Origin of the sequence: Streptomyces sp. CA-106110 (assembly GCF_050936285.1) — a bacterium.
In the GTDB taxonomy this organism is placed as follows: domain Bacteria; phylum Actinomycetota; class Actinomycetes; order Streptomycetales; family Streptomycetaceae; genus Streptomyces.
In genome coordinates, this window is the sequence record NZ_JBNJNB010000001.1 from 1,483,144 (window position 1) to 1,502,591 (window position 19,448).

Annotated in this window: 17 protein-coding genes and 1 pseudogene; 9 read left to right on the forward strand and 9 right to left on the reverse strand. The window is 69.6% G+C overall.

The window, feature by feature from the left end; all coding sequences use genetic code 11:
- Positions 1-225: 225 nt before the first annotated feature.
- The 7 genes from ACQEXA_RS06925 to ACQEXA_RS06955 form a co-directional block, all read right to left on the reverse strand.
- Positions 226-1,272: an ABC transporter ATP-binding protein gene (locus ACQEXA_RS06925; protein WP_433129058.1), complete on the reverse strand. Its 1,047-nt coding sequence runs from the start codon at positions 1,270-1,272 to the stop codon at positions 226-228.
- On the reverse strand, positions 1,269-2,291 hold the full coding sequence (locus ACQEXA_RS06930; protein WP_433129060.1) for an ABC transporter ATP-binding protein: 1,023 nt from the start codon (positions 2,289-2,291) through the stop codon (positions 1,269-1,271). The genes ACQEXA_RS06925 and ACQEXA_RS06930 overlap by 4 nt, the downstream gene beginning before the upstream one ends.
- Entirely contained in the window at positions 2,288-3,190 is a 903-nt protein-coding gene (locus tag ACQEXA_RS06935; protein WP_433129062.1) for an ABC transporter permease, read from the reverse strand. Before ACQEXA_RS06935 ends, ACQEXA_RS06930 begins: the two co-directional genes overlap by 4 nt.
- Positions 3,191-3,193: 3 nt before the next feature.
- Positions 3,194-4,186, reverse strand: a complete 993-nt coding sequence (locus ACQEXA_RS06940) for an ABC transporter permease (RefSeq protein WP_433129064.1) — start codon at positions 4,184-4,186, stop codon at positions 3,194-3,196.
- 77 nt (positions 4,187-4,263) lie between these two features.
- Positions 4,264-6,171 carry an ABC transporter substrate-binding protein gene (locus tag ACQEXA_RS06945; protein ID WP_433129066.1) on the reverse strand — a complete coding sequence of 636 codons (1,908 nt, stop codon included), beginning with the start codon at positions 6,169-6,171 and terminating at the stop codon, positions 4,264-4,266.
- Between the two features lie 201 nt (positions 6,172-6,372).
- Positions 6,373-7,305, reverse strand: a complete 933-nt coding sequence (locus tag ACQEXA_RS06950; protein WP_433129068.1) for a MurR/RpiR family transcriptional regulator — start codon at positions 7,303-7,305, stop codon at positions 6,373-6,375.
- Between the two features lie 9 nt (positions 7,306-7,314).
- The gene (locus tag ACQEXA_RS06955) at positions 7,315-8,451 is read right to left on the reverse strand and encodes a serine hydrolase domain-containing protein (RefSeq protein ID WP_433129071.1); all 1,137 of its coding nucleotides are present in this window, start codon (positions 8,449-8,451) and stop codon (positions 7,315-7,317) included.
- A 138-nt stretch (positions 8,452-8,589) separates the two neighbouring features.
- On the opposite strand from ACQEXA_RS06955, the gene ACQEXA_RS06960 reads away from it, so the two are divergent.
- From ACQEXA_RS06960 to ACQEXA_RS06970, 3 genes are all read left to right on the forward strand, one after another.
- Positions 8,590-9,522, forward strand: coding sequence for a GNAT family N-acetyltransferase (locus tag ACQEXA_RS06960; RefSeq protein WP_433129073.1), 933 nt, complete (start codon positions 8,590-8,592; stop codon positions 9,520-9,522).
- Positions 9,519-10,664: an exo-beta-N-acetylmuramidase NamZ family protein gene (locus tag ACQEXA_RS06965; RefSeq protein ID WP_433129075.1), complete on the forward strand. Its 1,146-nt coding sequence runs from the start codon at positions 9,519-9,521 to the stop codon at positions 10,662-10,664. The genes ACQEXA_RS06960 and ACQEXA_RS06965 overlap by 4 nt, the downstream gene beginning before the upstream one ends.
- 224 nt (positions 10,665-10,888) lie before the next feature.
- Positions 10,889-12,394 carry a glycoside hydrolase family 3 protein gene (locus ACQEXA_RS06970; protein ID WP_433129077.1) on the forward strand — a complete coding sequence of 502 codons (1,506 nt, stop codon included), beginning with the start codon at positions 10,889-10,891 and terminating at the stop codon, positions 12,392-12,394.
- A gap of 118 nt (positions 12,395-12,512) precedes the next feature.
- On the opposite strand, the gene ACQEXA_RS06975 is transcribed toward ACQEXA_RS06970, so the two are convergent.
- Positions 12,513-13,124 (reverse strand): hypothetical protein, encoded by a 612-nt coding sequence (locus tag ACQEXA_RS06975; RefSeq protein WP_433134828.1) that lies wholly within the window; start codon positions 13,122-13,124, stop codon positions 12,513-12,515.
- On the opposite strand from ACQEXA_RS06975, the gene ACQEXA_RS06980 reads away from it, so the two are divergent.
- Complete coding sequence (locus ACQEXA_RS06980; protein ID WP_433134471.1) at positions 13,024-13,440, forward strand: IS3 family transposase; 417 nt, start codon at positions 13,024-13,026, stop codon at positions 13,438-13,440. The genes ACQEXA_RS06975 and ACQEXA_RS06980 overlap by 101 nt on opposite strands.
- A 112-nt stretch (positions 13,441-13,552) precedes the next feature.
- Positions 13,553-13,852: an IS3 family transposase gene (locus ACQEXA_RS06985; protein ID WP_433129078.1), complete on the forward strand. Its 300-nt coding sequence runs from the start codon at positions 13,553-13,555 to the stop codon at positions 13,850-13,852.
- A 63-nt stretch (positions 13,853-13,915) separates the two neighbouring features.
- On the opposite strand, the gene ACQEXA_RS06990 is transcribed toward ACQEXA_RS06985, so the two are convergent.
- Complete coding sequence (locus ACQEXA_RS06990; RefSeq protein ID WP_433129079.1) at positions 13,916-15,163, reverse strand: IS110 family transposase; 1,248 nt, start codon at positions 15,161-15,163, stop codon at positions 13,916-13,918.
- 242 nt (positions 15,164-15,405) lie between these two features.
- Between ACQEXA_RS06990 and ACQEXA_RS06995 the strand changes: the two are divergent.
- From ACQEXA_RS06995 to ACQEXA_RS07010, 4 genes and pseudogenes are all read left to right on the forward strand, one after another.
- Positions 15,406-15,669 (forward strand): annotated as a pseudogene (locus ACQEXA_RS06995) (acyl-CoA thioester hydrolase/BAAT C-terminal domain-containing protein); the annotation flags it as partial.
- Between the two features lie 123 nt (positions 15,670-15,792).
- The gene (locus ACQEXA_RS07000) at positions 15,793-16,998 is read left to right on the forward strand and encodes an IS256 family transposase (RefSeq protein ID WP_433134473.1); all 1,206 of its coding nucleotides are present in this window, start codon (positions 15,793-15,795) and stop codon (positions 16,996-16,998) included.
- 259 nt (positions 16,999-17,257) lie between these two features.
- On the forward strand, positions 17,258-17,953 hold the full coding sequence (locus ACQEXA_RS07005) for a hypothetical protein (protein WP_433129081.1): 696 nt from the start codon (positions 17,258-17,260) through the stop codon (positions 17,951-17,953).
- Positions 17,954-18,118: 165 nt separating this feature from the next.
- The gene (locus ACQEXA_RS07010; protein ID WP_433129083.1) at positions 18,119-19,438 is read left to right on the forward strand and encodes an IS701 family transposase; all 1,320 of its coding nucleotides are present in this window, start codon (positions 18,119-18,121) and stop codon (positions 19,436-19,438) included.
- The last annotated feature ends 10 nt before the right edge of the window (positions 19,439-19,448 follow it).

Sequence of the window (19,448 nt, forward strand, 5' to 3'; positions counted from 1 at the left end):
CGGCTCCGGTCACATCGCCTTGCCCACCTATCTCCCCGTGTCTCCGGAAAGGATTTCCCTGCGCAAGACGGGGTTCCGTCCTCGGAACCGAAGCCGACGACGGCGGACGGGCCTGCGGTACCGCAGGCCCGTCCGCCGGTCGTGCCGGCCGCTGCCTGCGTGGAATCCCTCAGGCCGTGCCGACGAACCGGGCGGCGGCCGCCTCGCCGGTGCGGGACAGGACGCTCACCGCGTCAGGTTCTCCGAGCCGCCCCCGGCGGCCGGGACCGCGGCGATCTCCACGCCCACCACACGGCGGGCTTGGGGGTGGAAGCAGGCGTGGTGCTGTCCCTGGTCGCCCACCGGCTCCAGGGCGGGACGCTCGCTCCGGCAGCGGTCGGAGGCGAAGGGGCAGCGCGGGGCGAAGAGGCAGCCGTCGGTGTGCACCTTCTCGTCCAGGGCCGCGAGCGGCACGAGCCGGTCCGGGCCCGGCTCCTCCAGGCCACGCATCACCGGCACGGCCGACAGCAGGCACTGGGTGTAGGGGTGGACCGGGGCCTGGATCACTTCGTCGGTGGGCCCGCGCTCGATGACCTGCCCGCGGTAGATGACGTGCAGTTCACCGCCTTCGCCGAGGTAGCGCGCGGTGGCGACGTCGTGGGTGATGAACAGCAGCGAGATGCCGAGCCGGGAGCGCAGGTCGTGCAGCAGCCCGAGGATGCCCAGGCGCATCGAGACGTCGATCATCGAGACGGCCTCGTCCGCGATCAGCACCTCGGGGTCCACCGTGAGCGCGCGGGCGATGACGACGCGCTGGCGTTGCCCGCCGGAGAGCTGGTGCGGGTACTTCGGCAGGGCGCCCTCGGGCTCCAGGCCCACGAGCCGCAGCAGTTCCGCCGCCCGTTCCCTGACACCCCGCAGGTCCGCCCCGGTCTCCTTCGCCCGCATCCGCAGCGGGTCGCCGAGGATCTGCTCCACGGTCCGCGTCGGGTTCAGCGCGGAATAGGGGTCCTGGTGGATCATCTGGATGCGCCGGAAGTACGCCGCTCGGCGCCGCGTCGGCACCTTGGACAGCTCGACGCCGTCGATGACCAGCTCACCGCCGTCGAACGGCTCCAGGCCGGTGAGGATCTTGCCGAGGGTGGTCTTGCCGCAGCCGGACTCGCCGATGAAGGAGACCGCGCCCCCCTTGGGCAGGGCGAAGTCGACACCGCGCAGGGCGTGGACGGTACGGGCGCCGGTGAACGCACCGCGGGTGTGGTAGGTGCGGGTGATACCGCGGGCCTCGATCACGACAACTCTCCAGTGACAGCGGCAGGTTCGGCGTGGCAGGCGCGGCGGCGGTCCTCGCCCAGAGCCGTCAGCAGCGGCTCGGTCTCCGCGCAGACGTCCGTGGCGAGAGCGCAGCGCTCGCGGAAGACGCAGCCGGTGCGCGGGACGGTGGTCAGGTCCGGCGGCCGGCCGGGGAGCGCCTCGGCTGCGGAGGTGTCGCCGGTGATCCTCGCCGTGGCACGGATGAGGGCGCGGGTATAGGGGTGGGCGGGCCGCTGGAGCACGTCCAGCACGGGACCGTCCTCGACGATCCGTCCCCCGTACATCACGGCGAGCCGGTCGGCGATCTCGGAGACCACGCCCATGTCGTGAGTGACGATCAGGGTGGCCAGGCCGTTCTCGTCGTGCACCTTGCGCACGATGTCCAGGACGGCCGCCTGGGAGATCATGTCCAGCGCCGTGGTGGGCTCGTCGAGAATCAGCACCTTGGCGTTGAGCACCAGTGCCAGGACGATGCCGACGCGCTGCCGCATGCCGCCGGACAGCTCGTGCTGGTAGGAGTCGAGTACCCGCTCCCCGTCCAGCCCCATCCGGTCGGCGAGGTCCTTGGCCCGGGCCACCAGGCCCCGCAGGTCCTGGATGCCGTGCGAACGGCCCAGGTCCAGAAGCTGCTTGCCGATCGTCTTGAGCGGGTTCAGCGAGTTCTGCGAGGCCTGGAAGACGTAGCCCAGCGCCGCCCCGCGCACCTTCCGCAGCTGCTCTCCCCGCAGCTCGGTGACGTCGCCGACGCCCTCGACCAGCACCGTGCCGGAGCTGATCCGGCCCGGCTCGGGAACGGCGTTCATCAGGCCGAGGGCGAGGGTCGACTTGCCGGAGCCCGACTCGCCCACCAGGCCGGTGATCTGGCCTCTGACCAGGTCGATGGAGGCGTGCGAAACGGCCGGCAGTTCCCCCTGCGGGGTGCGGTAGAGCACGGTCAGGTCGCGCACGCGGACGTCCGCGACGCCGTCTTCCGCGGCGCGTTCGATGGTGTCCGTCATGAGCGCTCCCGGAGGCGGGGGTTGAAGAGTTCGTCGATGGCGTCGAGGAAGAGCACGACGCCCAGGGTGAGCAGCAGGATGCACATCAGCGGGGCCATTAGGTAGGTGAGCGCTTCGGGGCTGTTCATGGCGCCGCCCGAGAAGACGGCCTCGTTGAGCATCACGCCCCAGTTGCTGCTGGAGAACGGGACGACGCCGAGGAAGAACAGGCCGACTTCCGAGCCGATGAATCCGATCACGGAGAGCAGCAGGTGCATGGCCACGTAGGGGGCGATGTTCGGCAGGAGCTCCCTGCCGATGATGTGCCGGCTGGACAGTCCCAGCCCCCGCGCCGCTTCGAGGAAGCCCCGCTCGCGCAGGGAGAGCGTCTGGGAGCGAACGGCTCGGGCGACGCCGCCCCAGCCGGTCAGCCCGAGCACCAGTCCCATCTCCAGCGGATTGCTGAAGCTCCAGATGGTGGACAGGACGATCAGCAGCGGGAACCCGGGAATGGTCAGCACGAAGTCGGTGACGCGCATCAGCGCCGAGTCGGTGAAGCCGCGGTGATAGCCGGCGAACAGGCCGACCCCGGTGCCGAGCACCGCCGTGATCACGGCGGCGATCGTGGCCGTGAACAGCACGTAGCGGGCGCCGATCACGACCTCCTGCAGGACGTCGGAGCCGGCGAAGTCGGTGCCGAGCAGGTGCGACGCACTGGGCGCCGCATACACGGCGGCGGGGTCCACGGCGAGCTGTCCGGAGTAGAGGTAGGGACCGAACACGCCCATCAGCGCGAAGAGGATCAGGATGGCCAGCCCCACGATGCGGCCGGGCTTGCGCAGGAGGACCTGTCGGACGGCCTTCCATCGGGCGCGCCTGGCCGGGGAGATGCTGGGTAGGCGGAGTGTCGCGGTGGTCATCGGTCAGCGCCTCACACGGGGGTCGATCACCGAATAGCAGAGTTCGGCGAGGATGTTGGCAAGCACGATGGCGACGGTGATGAGCAGGAAGGCGCCGCTCATCAGCGGGTAGTCGCGGTTGCCGATGCTCTGCAGCAGCAGGTTGCCCAGACCGGGGTAGTCGAAGATGTCCTCGATCAGGATGGCCCCGCCGAACATGAAGCCCAGCGACAGCGCCAGCACCGTGAACAGCGGCAGGATGGCGTTGCGGCCGATGTACCGCATCCGGGTGCGCTGGGTGATACCGCGCAGCTCGGCCGCGAGGATGAAGTCGTCCCCCAGTACGGAGACGACGCTGGACTTCATGGCCAGCAGCCAACCGCCGTAGCTGAGCAGTGCGTAGGTCGCCACCGGCAGCACCGCGTGCTGCACCAACGAGGTCAGATAGGGGAGGTTGAAGCCGGGTGCCAGGGTGACGTCGCTGGTGTCGCCGTAGGGCAGCAGGTTCAGCTCGGTGTGGAAGATCAGGGCCAGCAGCAGGGCGAGAACGAACGAGGGTACGCCCGCGACGATGGAGCCTGAGAGGCTGAGTAGCCCGCCCCAGCGGCTGGATCTGCGCACCGCCGCGACGATGCCCGCGGTCACGCCGATCAGGAAGCTGACGAGCAGTCCGCTGAGCACGGGCAGCACGGTCCAGGGCAGTGCGGAGCCGATCACGTGACTCACCGGCACGCCGCTGTAGGAGATCGAGATGCCGAGGTCGCCGTGGAGCAGCTTCCACAGGTAGTGGCCGTACTGGGTCAACAGCGGATCGTGTGAGGTGAAGCCGTAGATCGCGGCCACCTTGGCCCGGGCGACCTCCGGCGACAGGCCCTGCATGATGAACTGCTCGTACTGGGCGTCACCCGGCTTCCCCGGCAGTGCGTGCACGAGGAAGAACGTGAACGTGGCCACGATCCAGACCATGGCCAGCCCACCACCGAGCCTCACCAGCAGTCTGCGGGTGAATGCCTTCACGTTGTCTCACTTCGATAGTGGTTCAAGGGAGTGGGGACGCGCCCGGCCGGTGGGACCGGCCGGGCGCGCGGCCGGTGTCACTTGCTCTGGACGTAGCCCTGCATCATCCACACGCCGGGCGGGTTGCTCAGCAGCGCGTCCTGCCCCTGCTTCGGGAAGTTGGTGAACCGCTTGGAGCTGGTGAACTGCACGTTGGTGTAGTCCCAGATCTGGATCATCGGAACTTCCTGGTTGGACGCCTGGGCGAGCTTCTGCACGACCGGCTTCTGCGCGGTCAGGTCCATGGTGGAGAGCTGCGCGGTGAGCTGGCCGGGGTCGAAGCTGCTGCCGTTCAGGGTGTAGCTGGTCGGCGTGTGCTCCCAGTTGCCCGCGTTGGCGGCGTCGCTGTGCTTGGCAGTGGCGCCGGTCTGCGTGTAACCGTCGTCCGTGCCGTAGTACCGCTGGTAGGCCTTCGAGGTCTCCGGGCCCAGGGCGGTCAGCCACCAGCCGACGGCGTACTTGCCCGCCGCCATCTCCTTCTTGTAGGTGGCGAAGTCGGCGGTGATGGCCGGCTTGGTCGGGATCCCGAACGCGGTGAGCTCGTTGGCGATGACGGTGGAGGCGGCGATCCAGTCACTGAAGCCGTTGACGGTCTGCAGGGTGATGGTCCACGGTTTGCCGTTCGGCAGGTGCCACGTGCCACCCGACTTCTTGAACCCGGCGGCCTCCAGCAGGGAGGTCGCCTTGGCCACGTCCGGCGCGTACTTGTTCAGCCCGCTGATCTGCTCCGGGGCCAGCCAGGTCTTCGCCTCGCTGTCGATGAGGCCGGTGTTGTACGTGTTGGCCACGCCGCCGACCGGCTCGCCGACCTTGGTCACGGCCTGGCGGTCGATCACGTAGGCGAGCGCCTGGCGCACCGCGGTGTTGTTGTACGGGGCGACGCTCTCGTTGAACGCGATGGCGGCGTCCACGTAGCTGGTCGAGTCCACGCGGCCGTAGCCGGCGCTGAGGATCCGCTTGAGCACGTTGCTCGGAATGGCGGTGTACGGTGCCGAGTCCAGCTCGCCGTTGGTCATGTAGGACCAGATCTGCGAGTTGCCGGTGTAGTGGCGGATCACCACCTGCTTCGGCGCGATCTTGGCGACGTCGTAGAAGTACTTGTTCCGGTCGAGCACGGCCGAGCCCGGGTTGATGCGGGTGATGGCGAAGGGGCCGGCGGAGACGTCGGTCTTCGGTGCGAACGCGGAGACCCTCTGGCCCGTCGCGGTCAGCTTGTCGACCGCCTTCTGCGCCACGGCCACGTCAGTGTTCTCGCTGTCGGCGATGGTCTGCCAGATGTCGGCGGGCAGCAGCGAGCCGTAGACCTTGTTGGACACGATGGTCTGGCTGAGCACCAGGCGGCCGAAGTTGAGGTTGTTCACCCCCGGTACCTGGTCGATCTCGACACCGTGGGCGCCGACCGCCTTCACGCTCGCCACGTCCAGGCCCTGGCTGAGGAAGCCCGCGCCGACCGTCGCGTTGCCCTGGGTGAGCGCGATCGCCATGGAGGCCTTGATGTCGTCGGCGGTCACCGGGGTCCCGTCGGACCACTTGGCGTTCGGCTGCAGTTGGACGGTGACGCCGGTGGAGCTGATGGTCCAGGTCTTCGCCAGGCCGGGGAAGGCGTCGTTGGGGTCCGAGGGGTTCTTCTTGGTGAATCCCAGCTGCATCGTGTCGTAGCCGAGGAAGGTGTTCGTGGCGGCGTTGAACGGGTTCATCGGGGCGCCGACGGTGATCGGGTTGTTCTCGTCGATGGTGGTGTACACGCCGCCACCCGAGGCGGAAGTGGTCGCCGAGGAGCACGCGGAGAGCGCGCCCAGCGTCGCCAGAGCGGCGATCGCGGCGGTGAGGTGCTTGTACCTGGGCATGGTCCTGAGGACTCCGATCAGCCGGAACGAGTGGTAGGGGAGCGCGGTGAGCAGACCGTAGATACGGGGCGACCTGGAAGTCAATAAATTGCGAAGCACGCGCTCAATTCGTAACTTCGCAACACTTGAGGCCGGGCCTGACCGGCCGGATTTCGGCCGCTGGCGGCAAAAGGCCTGTTCAGGCGACATATGTGTGTTATGCAACTGGAACACCAGAAACAACAGTCGCAACGTCAGGCGCGTGACAAACTTACGAAGTCTGCATCTCGTCGGCGGACCTTCCGGTGCCTGACGCTCGGCTCAGCCGTTGTCGCGACCGCGAACCGCGGTGTAGGTGCGCTCCAGGGCCCGCATGGTGCGGCTGTAGTTGCGTTGTGCCACGCCGACGAACAGGCAGTCCACGACGGTCAGCGCCGCGATCCGGCTGGCCATCGCGCCCGACCGGAAGGTGGTCTCGCGCACGGCGGTCGTCAGCACGTGATCGGCGACCTCGGCAAGCGGCGAGCGGGGGAAGTTGGTGATGGCTACGGTCGTGGCACCGTTGTCGGACGCCTCGGTGAGGGCTGCGATCGTCTGGGGCGTGCTGCCGGTGTGCGAGATGCCGATGGCCAGGTCGCCCCACCCGAGCAGTGCGGCCGAGGTCAACCCCCCGTCGGCATCGGCCCAGGCGCTGACCCGGCGGCCGATCCGGTGGAGCTTCTGCTGCAGGTCAAGGGCGATCAACGCACTCGCGCCGACCCCGTACAGGTCCACCGCGTTCGCGGAGACCACCGCGTCCACGGTCCGTTGCAGGGCGTCGAGGTCCAGCTGAGCGACGGTGTCCTCGACCGCTCGGACGTCGGCGAAGCCGAGCTTGTTCACCACGTCGGAGAGGGTGTCCTTCGGACCGATATCGCTGCCGACCGAGGCCCAGGTCGCGGACCCGTCCTCCATGGCGGCCGCGGTGGCCAGCCCGATGCGCAGGTCCGGATAGCCCTTCAGTCCGACGGCGCGGCAGAACCGGATCACCGTGGTCTCCGAGGTGTTGCAGTCGGAGGCGAGCTCGCTGATGGTCTTGGCCGCGACTCCGCCCGGGTCGGCCACGGCGGCCTCACCGACGCGGCGCTCGGACGGCGGCAGCGTCGGCAGCAGCGCGCGGATCTGCACCAGCACCGTCTGCGGAGGAGCGCCGACGTCCCCCGCGGCCCCGAATCTGCCGCCGGAGTGACGCGGCGGCTCACCTGCTGCTGTCACGTGGCAATCCTACTCATCGGAGGACCTGGTGCCGATGGTGTGGACCTCTGAAGCCGGCGCCGGGGAGCGGGGATATGTCACGACGGCGGCGTGCACGGCCCGGCGCAGTTCCCGCGTTCGTGGTCCGCGCCCCAGATGCACGGCGTTGGTGAGCAGCACCACCCACGCGCCGCTGACCGGATCGAAGGCGACGCTGGTACCGGTGAACCCGGTGTGCCCGGCCGCCGAGCCCGGCCACGGGTCCCGGGTGTGGTCCCAGGTGTCCCCGCGCAGGGTCCAGCCCAGCCCGCGCACGCCGTCCAGACCGGTGGTCTGGCAGCGCAGCGCCTCCTCGCGTATTGCCGCGGAAAGGACCGGACTCTGCGGCGCGAGCCATCCGAGCCGCAGGTAACGGGCCAGGTCAGGGGCGGTCCCGAAGAGACCGGCGTGGCCGGCGAGCCCACCCAGCCCCTCGGCGTTGTCGTCGTGCACCACTCCGACCTTCGGCTCACCACCGACGGGAGGCGCCTCGGTCGCCGCGCAGCGTGCGGACCACTCCGCCGAGGGCCGGTAGCCGGTCTCCGTCAGGCCCAGCGGGTCGAGCACCAGGGCGCGGACCGCCTGGTCCAGCGGCTGTCCGGTGACGGCCGCGACGATCTCGCCGAGCAGGATGAAGCCCAGGTCCGAGTAGCGCACCACCTTCCCCGGCGGGTGCTCCAGCGGCTCCCGCGCAACGGCCGCCAGGCGCTCCGCGGGGGAGCAGGGCAGCAGCCAGAAGTCGCGGTGAGGCGGCAGCCCCGAACTGTGCGACAGGAGTTGACGAACCGTCACCTCGGACTTTCCAGCCCCGGTGAAGCCGGGCAGGTGCCGCTGGACCGGGTCGTCCAGCGCCAGCGCACCCTCGTCGACCAGCCGCAGCACGGCCGGCGTGGTGGCGACGACCTTGGTGAGCGAGGCGAGGTCGTACACGGTGTCCGCCGTGACCGGGTGTCCGCCGTCGCCCGCGGCCGTGCGCCCGTGGGCGAAGACGCGGCCCGGGTCCGCGGCGCTCCTGCCGGTGACCAGGACGGCGCCGGGGACGGTTCCCGCTTCCACGGCGGCGCGGACGAGGTCGACGGGATCAGCGGTGTCCGGGTGATGCGGCGGTACGGATTCGGCAGCACGCATCGCGGTCCTTCCGGCGGCTTTGCAGGGGCTGACAGTCCCAACCCTCGCTGGTAAGTTTCCACCAACATTAAGCGTTCCAACGTTAGCAAATTACGAAGGCGGTGGGCGGGCTTGTCGACCTTCTCCTCAGCTTCCCCTGTGGCGAACTCCTCGGTGGGGCCCGTCCTGCGCACGGCAGTCCCCGAGGACCTCCCGCGGCTGCGAGCCATCGCCCGCGCGGCCCTTGTCCACGACGAGGACGCCGAGGCTGTCATCGACCTGCTGTGGACGGAGGCGGACCTGCATCCCGCGCTCCGTGTCGTCGCGGAGGAGGACGGCGTCCCGGTGGGCTTCGCCCTGGGCTCCGTCCGCGCCGCCACCGACACGGCGCCCCGCTCGGGGCACCTCAACCTCCTCGCGGTGAACCCCGCGTGCCAGGGGCGCGGCCTCGGCCGGGCACTGCTCGTGGACCTGGAGCGGCGGCTCGGCGAGGAGTCCGCGGCGCGACTGGTCATCCGCGGCAACCCGCCGAACTACGCCTGGCCCGGGATCGACATCCGCTACACCCCCGCGATCTGCCTGGCGGAGTCCAGCGGTTACCTCCGCGGCAAGGAGGGCCTGAACATGCGCGTGGACCTGCGGGCCGCGCCACTGGACACCGCGGCGGACGAGAAGCGGCTGGCGGAGGCCGGAGTGACGGTCCGCCGGCTGCGTTCCGAGGACGAACCGGCCTTCCGGCGCTGGATGCTGGACTGGGGCGGCGCCTGGGAGGGCGAGGGCGCGAAATCCCTGACCTACGACACGCCCCGAGGCCACGTGGCGGTCCGGGGCGAGGGCAAAGAGACCCGGTTCGTCGGCTTCGCCTGCTGGGGTGTCAACCGGCTCTCCTGGTTCGGCCCGATGGGGACCGAGCGCTCCGAGCGCGGCTCCGGCGTCGGCACGGTACTGCTGCGACGCTGCCTCGCGGACCAGCGTGCGGAAGGCCTGGACGTCGCCGAGATCGGCTGGACCGCACCGATTCACTTCTACGCCCTGGCCGTCGGCGCCGCACTGGGCCGGGTGTTCTGGACCTACACCAAGGAACTTCCGTGACCGACGTGACCACCGGGCTCGACGCCCTGCTCGCAAGCCGGCGCTCGCCGTTCCAGGGCGAGCGGGTCGGTCTGGTCACCCATCCCGCGGCCGTCACCGGTGACCTGCGCCACAGCGCGTCCGCTTTGCTGGCCGCCGGCACTGACCTGCGGGCGCTGTTCGGACCCGAGCACGGGGTGCAGGGGACGGCCCCAGCCGGCGACTCCGAGCACGATCCCCGCGATCCCGCGACGGGCCTGCCCGTCCACGACACCTACCTCAAGGAGGGACCGGCCCTGACCGAACTGGTCGAGCAGGCCGGGATCGACGTACTGGCGATCGACCTCCAGCACGCGGGCGTGCGCTTCTTCACCTACGAATCCACGCTGTACGACCTCATCGCCGCGGCCTCGGGCACCGGCACCCGCGTCGTGGTGCTGGACCGTCCCAATCCGCTCGGCGGCGTCCACGTCCAGGGGCCGGTGCTGGATCCGGACTTCAGCTCCTTCGTCGGCCGTGCCCCGCTGCCGCTGCGGCACGGCATGACCATGGGCGAGCTGGCACCGCTCTTTGCCGAGCTGCTGAGCGCGCCCGCCCCCGACGTCGTGCCCATGACCGGTGGCGCCGCCCTGCCGTGGAAGGCGAGCGGCCGGCCCTGGGTGCCGCCCTCCCCGAACCTGCCCACCCTGGCCGCGACGCGCTGCTACCCCGGCACCTGCCTGTTCGAGGGCACCAACCTGTCCGTGGGGCGCGGCACCACGACGCCCTTCGAGTTCCTGGGCGCGCCCTGGCTCGACGGTTCGCTCGCGAGCGAACTGCGCGCTCTCGACCTGCCCGGCCTGCTCGTCCGCGGGGCCAGGACGACACCGCTCGCGGACGTGCACCAGGGGATGCCGCTGTGCGGCGTCCAGCTGTATGTCACAGACACCGAGGCCTTCGATCCGCTGGCGACCGCGGTGCACCTGCTCGCCCTGCTCATCGCCGGGTGGCCGGACGAGTTCGCCTTCCAGGACCGGACCTTCGACGTGCTCGCCGGTACCGACCGGCTGCGGCTGGCTCTGCTCGCCGGGACGGAGCCCCGCACGATCTTCGACTCCTGGACCGCCGCTGAGAACTTCGCCACGCGGACCCGCGTGCCCTACCTGCGCTACTCGCGGTCCTGACCTGTACTGCCCCAGGACGCTTCGAGGACAGTTCCACGACGTACCCCACAGCGTCTCCCTTCCGCCGCCGACGATGCCGAGAGGCCGCCTGTTCCGATGGACCACCTTCGTCCTTCCCCCGCGGAGCCCTCCGGGCCGGACGGGCCGTCCTTTCCCGAACGGCGGGCCCGCGCGGCCGCCACGACCGGCGAGGCCGTCTCCCGAACCGACCGGGGCGGTGAGCGGTGACCCGGCACGACCCCGAACTCCTCGCCCTGGCGGACCGGGTGCTGCAGCCCGGGTTCACGGGCACCGAGGCACCCGACTGGATCCGGCGCAGGATCGCCGAGGGCCTGGGCTCCGTCCTGCTCTTCTCCCGCAACATCCGGGACACCGAGCAGGTCGCAGCGCTGACCGGGAGCCTGCGCTCGGAGAACCCGGACGTCCTGGTCGCCGTCGACGAGGAGGGTGGCGACATCACCCGGCTGGAGGCCGCGACGGGCTCCTCCTACCCCGGGAACCTGGCCCTGGGCGTCGTCGACGACACCGGGCTGACCGAGTCGGTGGCCCGCTCTATCGGGGCGGAACTGCGCGCGGCCGGGATCGACCTGGACTACGCGCCCGACGCCGATGTCAACAGCAATCCGCGCAACCCCGTGATCGGGACCCGCTCCTTCGGAGCCGACACCGCACTCGTGTGCCGTCACGTCGAGGCATGGGTGCGCGGCTTGCAGAGCGCGGGCGTGGCCGCCTGCGCCAAGCACTTCCCCGGCCACGGTGACACCGACGTGGACTCGCACCACGGCCTGCCCGTCGTGGACATGAACGCCGCGGACCTCGAGGCCGTCGCCCTGCCGCCGTTCCGGGCGGCGCTGGCGGCGGGCGCCCGCGCGGTGATGACGGCCCACCTGCTCGTCTCCGCCCACGACCCCGAGCGGCCGGCCACGGTCAGCCCGCGCCTGCTGGGCCGGCTGCTGCGGCAGGAGATGGGCTTCGACGGACTGGTGGTCAGCGACGCGGTGGAGATGGCCGGCGTCCGCGCCCGCTACGGCCTGGCCGGTGCCACCGTGCAGGCATTGGCGGCCGGGGTGGACCTCGTCTGCCTCGGCGACAGGTCCGCCGAGGCGGAGGTACTGGACCTGCGCGACGCGATCGCGGACGCCGTGGCCCAGGGCGTGCTGCCGAAGGCACGCCTGACCCAGGCGGCGGATCAGGTCGAGCGCTTCGGCGCCTGGGTCCGGGACCTGCGCTCCGCGGCGCCCGAGACGACCGCGGACCGGCCGCTGGCTCTAGACGCCGCCCGACGTGCGCTCCGGGTGACCGAGCGGACGGCCGGGACGCTGCCGCTGCGGGGGCCGGTCCATCTGGTGGAGTTCGGGGTCCCGGGGACGGTGGCCATCGGCGAGGGAGTGCCCTGGGGGCTCGGCCCCGCGCTGGCCGCCCTGCTGCCCGGTACGACCCGCACGACGCTGGTTCCGGACACGCCGCACGACCACCGCACCGAGGACGACGTCCTCGAGGCGGCTCGCAACCGGGCGCTGGTCCTCGTGGTCCGCGACGCACACCGGCGTCCGCACGTGTCGGCCTGGGCCTCCAGCCTGCTGGCCCGCCGTCCGGACGCAGTGCTCGTCGAACTCGGCCTCCCGCAGGGCGGGTTCGACGCCGCCGCCCGGATCGACACGCACGGTGCCTCCCGGGTGTGCGGCCTCGCAGCGGCGGAGTCCCTGCTGAGCGCCGGCGGTGTGGCGTGAGCCTGCGGCCATCCGCCCGCGGCCGGTCCGCCCGCTGATCGGGGAACCGGGTGCCGAACCCGGTTCCCCGACTGCGTGAGCGCGTTCGTCCGTCCGGGACCCTCCGGAGGGTCGGTCCTCAGCGGGCGGCGAGCTTGCGGAGGAACTTGTGGGCGCGGCCGCGGCGCAGGAGTCGGCCGAAATCGCGCTCGCCGGGCTGGGCGTAAAGGACGAAGTCGGGGTGGGCGCGGACGCCGGGAGCGGCGACGGGAGCCGCGGCGGCGTCGCGGATCGCGGTGAGGTGGGCGGGGGGCAACTCCAGCGCCCGCTCCCGGGGTTGGTAGTCCGCGCCGATGGGGTAGTCGCGGCCCGGGCGGCGGGTCATCTCGATGTGGCAGCCCAGGACGTGGGTGACCGGGCGGGTCGCGGCGAAGGACACCAGGCGTTCCATGGTGGCGAGGACGGCGGCCGCGTTGAAGGCGAACAGGCGGCCGGGCAGCACCGTGTCGCCGGTGAGCAGCGTGCCGGTCCACGGGTCGTGGAAGGTGACGGCCGCCTCGTGGTGGCCGGGGGAGTGCAGGACCTCCAGCACCCCTGGCGGAGCGTTGCCCGCTGAAGGGCGCGGGAAGCTGGCCGACGCGATCCGGCAGATCTTCGATGAGTCGGGCGGCACGTATGGTTCCCCGAAGGTCTGGATCACGCTCGTGCGCCAGGGCTGGAGGGTGTCGGTGAACACCGTCGCCAAGCTCATGGCCGAACTCGGCCTGGCCGGACGCAAGATTCGAAGGCGCCGGGGGCTGACCAGGCCGGGCAACTGGCCCGCGTTTGCGGACTTTGTGGGCCGCGACTTCAGCGCCCCCGCTCCCGACCAGGTGTGGGCCGGGGATATGACGGAGATCGTCACCAGCGAGGGCAGGCTGTACCTGGCCACCGTGATCGATCTGTTCTCGCGCCGCCTGCTCGGCTACGCGATGGGCGAGCGCCACGACGCGGAGCTGGTCGTCGCTTCCCTGCATATGGCCGCGGCCACCTGCGGCGGCGACGTCGATCTTCCACTCGGACAGTGAGTATGTGAAGTACCGGCGTTTCAGGCGGCCTCGCTGACGGCATTGTCGAAACACGAGCCGACACGGCCCACGGACTGGGTCACGCCGAGCCTGCGGCAGGCCGTTCAACAGTGTGCTCAAGGTCGAGTATGTCCACCGGCGCACCTTCACCACCCGCACCGAGGCGCGGCTGAAGATCGCCCCCTGGATCACCGGCTTCTACAACACCCGTCGGCTACACAGCGTGTGCGGATACCGGAGCCCGATCGACTACGAACAAAGACCATCAGGCCGACCCCACCGTGGAGGTGGCCGCTTGAAAGATCTCCACGGCGCGAGGGGATTGACAGTGGCGCGCTCCACCTGGACCGCAGGGACCACGCCTGCTCCGCGGTGTGTGGGTCGACGGCGGACGGGATGGGAGCTGGGGTGAGTGATGGGTGAGGTCGAAGGAGCTCTCTTGAAAAGCACCTGCGGTGATACGCGTTGGCGCAGTTCACGCGGTCTGTTCGCGTGAGGCGATGGTGACGTCCATGCCGAGGGCTGCGAGTTGGGCGATCAGGCGTCGGGTCTGGCGTTCCTTGCCGAGGCGGTTGGTGAAGTGATCGGGGCCGAGATCGCGGTAGGGCACGAGGTCGTGGAGGATGTGCCAGGCGGCGACGAGGATGGAGTGTCCGACGGCGAGGGTCGCGCGCTTGGCGCCTCGGTGCGGGACCAGCCGTCGAAATTGCGCGCCCAGGTAGGTCGTCTTGCTGTGGGCGGCGCTGGCGCCGGCCATGAACAGGGCGGTCTTGAGCCAGGTGTCACCGTGGCGGGTGCGTCCGGACAGCCGTTTGCCGGCTGATTCCTTGTTGCCCGGACACACTCCGGCCCAGGAGGCAAGGTGTCCGGCGGTAGCGAAACGGCTCATGTCGACACCGATCTCGGCGATCAGGACCTGGGCGAGGGTCAGGCTGATCCCGGGAATGGTGATCAGCAGGTCGACCTGCCGCCGCAGGGGCTGCAGCTGGCGGTTGATCTCCTCACTCAGGCGGGAGATCCGGTTGTCGGCCTCGTCAATGGCCTGCAGCATCGAAGCGATCATGAACGCGTGGTGCTCATTGAAGCCACCGGTCAGGGCGCGGGTCAGCAAGGGGATCTTGCCCTGCAGGCTGCCCAGGGCGAGGGACGCCAGCACCTGCGGGTCCCGTTCGCCTGCCACCAAGGCATCCAGCATGGCCCGCGCCGAGCGGCCGGTGATGTCGGTGACGACCGAGGACAGTTTGATCCCGGTGTCCTCCAGGAACATCGCGAGGCGGTTCACGTCACGGGCCCGGTCCCGGACAGTCTCGGTGCGATACCGGGTTAGGTCTCGCAGCTGACGGATGTCACGCGGAGGCACGAAGCTGGGCCGCACCAGGCCGTGTTCGACCAGCTTGCAGATCCACTGGCAGTCCTTCACGTCGGTCTTGCGGCCGGGAACGGTCTTGATGTGTTGGGCGTTGAGCAGCCACGGCTCGATCCCCTCGGTGGCCTCAAGAAGGTAGAACAGCGGCTTCCAATACGACGCCGTCGCCTCCATGCCGATCCGGGCGATCCTGTTCTCCACCAGCCAGTCCCGCAACTCCAACAGGCCGTCGTTCATCGTGGAGAACGTACGGACCTCATAATGGGCGCGCTTGCCGGTGCCCGGGACCCGGATGCACACCTTGACATCCGCCTTGCCCAAGTCGGCGCCCCCGCACCGCTCCTCGACCACATCCATGTCCCGTCCCGCCCTTCCTCGCGTGCACCAGTAGCGGTGCCCGCCCATCAGGGACCACAGGATTCAAAGAAGCTCTCTTGCGTGCTCGCGGCAACACCACTGGACTCCTGCGCTCGGCCCCCGCGTCCGACTACCAAACGGGCTCAATGTTCGGCACCAAGCTCTAACGACGTCCTCCGGACGGGCACCAGCCCCGATTTTCCCGGCCATGGGGCGGGACCGACAGGGCCCGGGATGACTACCAAGGAAAGCCGGTCTTCCAGAGCACCATACCGCTGAACCATCTCAGTGGACCGCTGCTCTCCATTGCCGGCACTGACGACGCCCTGTGGGCTTCCCCGACCTTCGCCAAGCAGATCGCCGCCCAACTGAACAACAACCACGACCGTTACTCTCACCAGTCCCTCATCTACCCAGGAGCGGGGCATCAGGTGGGGACCTTTCCCTACCTTGCGATGGGCATCACAGCGCCCAATCCCCGCACCGGCCGGACCGGGAGTGTCTAATCAACGGCGGATCTGATGATCAAGGAGACGCGTCTGATGACGGAGACCGCCGTGGAGAACGAGCAGGCCGAGAAGGTGGTTCAGGCACCGTCGAGTGCGGTGTCGGACGAGCAGCTCGTTGCGATGCTGGTTGACCGTGCCCGGAACGAGGGGCTGCAGCTGACTGGCGAGGGTGGGCTGTTGCAGCTGCTGACCAAGCGGGTGCTGGAGTCCGCCCTGGAAGGCGAGATCACCGACCACGTCGGCTATGAGAAGCACGACCCGGCCGGGAAGAACAACGGCAACAGCCGCAACGGCACCCGGGCGAAGACCGTGCTGACCGACATCGGCCCGGTGGAGGTGAGGGTGCCCCGCGACACCGCCGGCAGCTTCGAGCCGCAGATCGTCAAGAAGCGGCAGCGCCGCCTGACCGGTGTCGACGAGATGGTGCTCTCCTTGTCCGCGAAGGGTCTCACCCACGGGGAGATATCGGCTCATCTCGCCGAGATCTACGGGGCGGAGGTGTCCAAGCAGACCATCTCCACCATCACCGACAAGGTGATGGACGGCATGGCCGAATGGCAAAACCGGCCGCTCGATCGCGTCTACCCGGTCCTGTTCGTGGACGCTATCAACGTCAAGATCAGGGACGGGCAGGTCGCGAATCGTCCGATATACGTGGTGATGGCCGTGACCGTGGACGGCACCCGCGACATCCTCGGCATCTGGGCCGGCGACGGCGGCGAGGGCGCGAAGTACTGGCTGCACGTGTTCACCGAGCTGAAGAACCGCGGCCTGGACGACGTGCTGATGCTGGTCTGCGACGGACTCAAGGGCCTCCCCGAGGCCGTGGAAACCGTCTGGCCTCGCACGATTGTCCAAACGTGCGTGGTTCACCTGCTGCGCAACTCGTTCCGTTACGCCGCCCGCCAGGACTGGGACAAGGTCGCCAAGGCCCTCAAGCCCGTCTACACCGCACCCAGCGAGGACGCGGCCACGGAGCGGTTCCTGGAGTTCCAGGAGTCCTGGGGCCAGAAGTATCCAGCGATCGTGAAGCTGTGGTCGGACGCCTGGGCCGAGTTCGTGCCCTTCCTCTCCTTCGACGTCGAGATACGCAAGGTCATCTGCAGCACGAACGCGATCGAGAGCGTCAACGCCCGCATACGCAAGGCCGTCCGCGCCCGCGGACACTTCCCCAACGAGGCCGCCGCCCTCAAGTGCATCTACATGGCGCTGATGAGCCTGGACCCGACCGGGAAGGGCCGCAAGCGGTGGACCATGCGCTGGAAGGCACCCCTGAACGCGTTCCAGATCGCCTTCGAGGGCCGCCTGACCCCGAGCAACAACTGACACCTCAACAACCAAGATCAGCCGTTAATTTGACACACCCGCCGGACCCTCAATCTCGGCGGGAGCGGCGCCGCCGACGCCGCCGCACAGGAGCGGGGTTGGCCCAGAGTTCTCTCGTTCCTCGCCGACGCCCAACATTGATGTAAATTCCGTGCGTCGTACGGATCTCGAGTTTCGCCGTTTTCGCAGGGTCACTCTGGCGGTTGTAGCTGCTGGTGTTTGGGTCCTGTGGTCTTGGCGGCGGCCATAGGGTGAGGCTGTGGATGAGCTTGTAGAACAGGTACGGCAACTGGACCAGCAGGGTCGGTCAGCGAAGGCGATCGCCAGAACACTGGGGGTGGGCGTCAAGGATGTCGTCGGGGTGCTCAACGGCGCTGTGCAGGTCTCGGTGTCGGGCCGCGGCGAGCCGCGTTGCTGGGTGAACGCCGGCTGGAGCCGCAGTGTGGATCTTGAGGGTGCGCCGCAGTGGACAAGCCTTGACCCGGGGGCTTCCGACGCCGAGGAGGTACGCGGCCTTGTCGCCGTGCTCGTCGCCGCGGACAGCGCGCGCTCCGCGAAGGCCCAGGTTGCCGGTTTCCTGCTGGATGTGTGGTGCCTGGGGGCGAAGAATGCGCTGCCTCCGGAGCCGATGACTCCGAGCCAGCTGGCTGTGCACCGGCACGCCTACTTCAGTGCCTTCGAGGGGCATGTGCAGGTTCCCGCCGAGCTTGTCCGTGCCCTGGTGTTCGGCGCCGCCGACTACGCCCGCGAGCTCGGGTTCGCTCCCGAGGCGGACTTCGATGCCGCTGCCGTTGTGCTCGGTGAGCCAACCGGCCCCAGTCCGATCCGCTTCGGTCGTGATGGCAAGCCGTTCTACGTCAATGGCCCCTACGACGATCCCGAGGCGATTATGCGGACCTTGCGACAAGCCGTCGGCGACGACGGCTTCCACTACACCCTCGCCTTCCCCGAGTAGCCGCGGCGGCGTCGGCTGTTCCAGGCGTACCGGTAACCGTCCGGGGTGCGTGAGCCGGCAGACGGTCACCCCGGCGGGTGACGGGCCGGCTGGTTCGGGCTGTCCGCAGGCCGGACGGCGGCAGCATCAGCGGTGCGGCGACCACGCCGGGGAGGGGATCCGCCGATGCTTCCGAATCCGCCGGTACCGGCGTCCTTGCTGGCCGTGTTGGAGACGCTGCGTGTGTTCACCGCGCAGAGCTTCGAGACCTTCACCGCGATGGTGACCGGGTTGGTCGCGCAGACCGGGGCCAGCACGGTGACCGGGATGCTGACGGGGGCGGGTCTGGCCCGCGCCTGGCCGCACGACCGGGCCCACTCCTTCTTCTCCCGGGCGAGCTGGAACGTCGAGATCCTGGGGATCGCGCTGGCGCACCTGATCGTAAGGACGTTGCTGCCACACGGCGCGGCGGTGACGGTCGCGGTGGACGACACGCTGTTCAAGCGGCGCGGGAAGAAGGTGTTCGGCGCCGCGTGGCAGCACGACGGCGCGGCGGCCGGTGTCAAGCCGGTCGGGTGGGGGACGTGCTTCGTGGTGATCGGGATCGTCGTGGAGCTGCCGTTCCTCACCCGGCCGGTGTGCCTGCCGGTGGCAGCCAGGCTGTGGCGGCCGAAGACCGGGCCGTCGAAGGTCGAACTCGCTGCGTCGATGGTCCGGTTGCTGGCCGTGTGCCTGGACCGGCGACTACATGTCGTGGCTGACGCCGCGTATCACGGCAAAGCCTTGCGCCACCTGCCCGAGGCGATCACCCTCACCACCCGGCTGCCGGCCAACGCCGTGCTGTTCGACCTCGCGCCACCGCCGACCGGCAGACGCGGCCGCCCCCGCCTCAAAGGCGCCCGGCTGGGCACGCCCGCCGACCTCTCGGCGACCGCGACATTCACGCCCGCGCGGGTCAAACGCTATGGCCGCACCGACCAGGTGCGGATCGCCGAGGTCCGCTGCCTGTGGTACGGCTCCTTCCACACCCAGACTGTCCGGGTGATCCTGATTCGCGACGACGGCACCGACACCGGCTACGACCTGGCCCTGGTCACCACCGACCCCGACACCCCGGCCACGGCGCTGATCACCAGATATGCCTGGCGGTGGTCCATCGAGATCACCTTCGCCGAAGCCCGCGCCCTACTCGGCGTCGGACAGGCCCGCAGCCGCACCGAGAACGCGGTCCGCCGCACCGTCCCCTTCGGCCTGTACTGCTACTCGATCACCGTCGTCTGGTACGCACTGCACGGCCACCACCCGAACGACGCCGCCGACCGCCGCGAGCAAGCCCCCTGGTACACCACCAAGACCGACCCAGCCTTCGTCGACATGCTCGCCAAGCTCCGCCGCGTGATCATCGCCACCCGATTTCTTCCCGCTGCCGCAGGCCAGCCGACCGACGCCGAAATTCGGACCGTCCAGGAAGCCTGGGCCCAAGCAGGACTCACCCACGCAGCGTGATCACATCAGG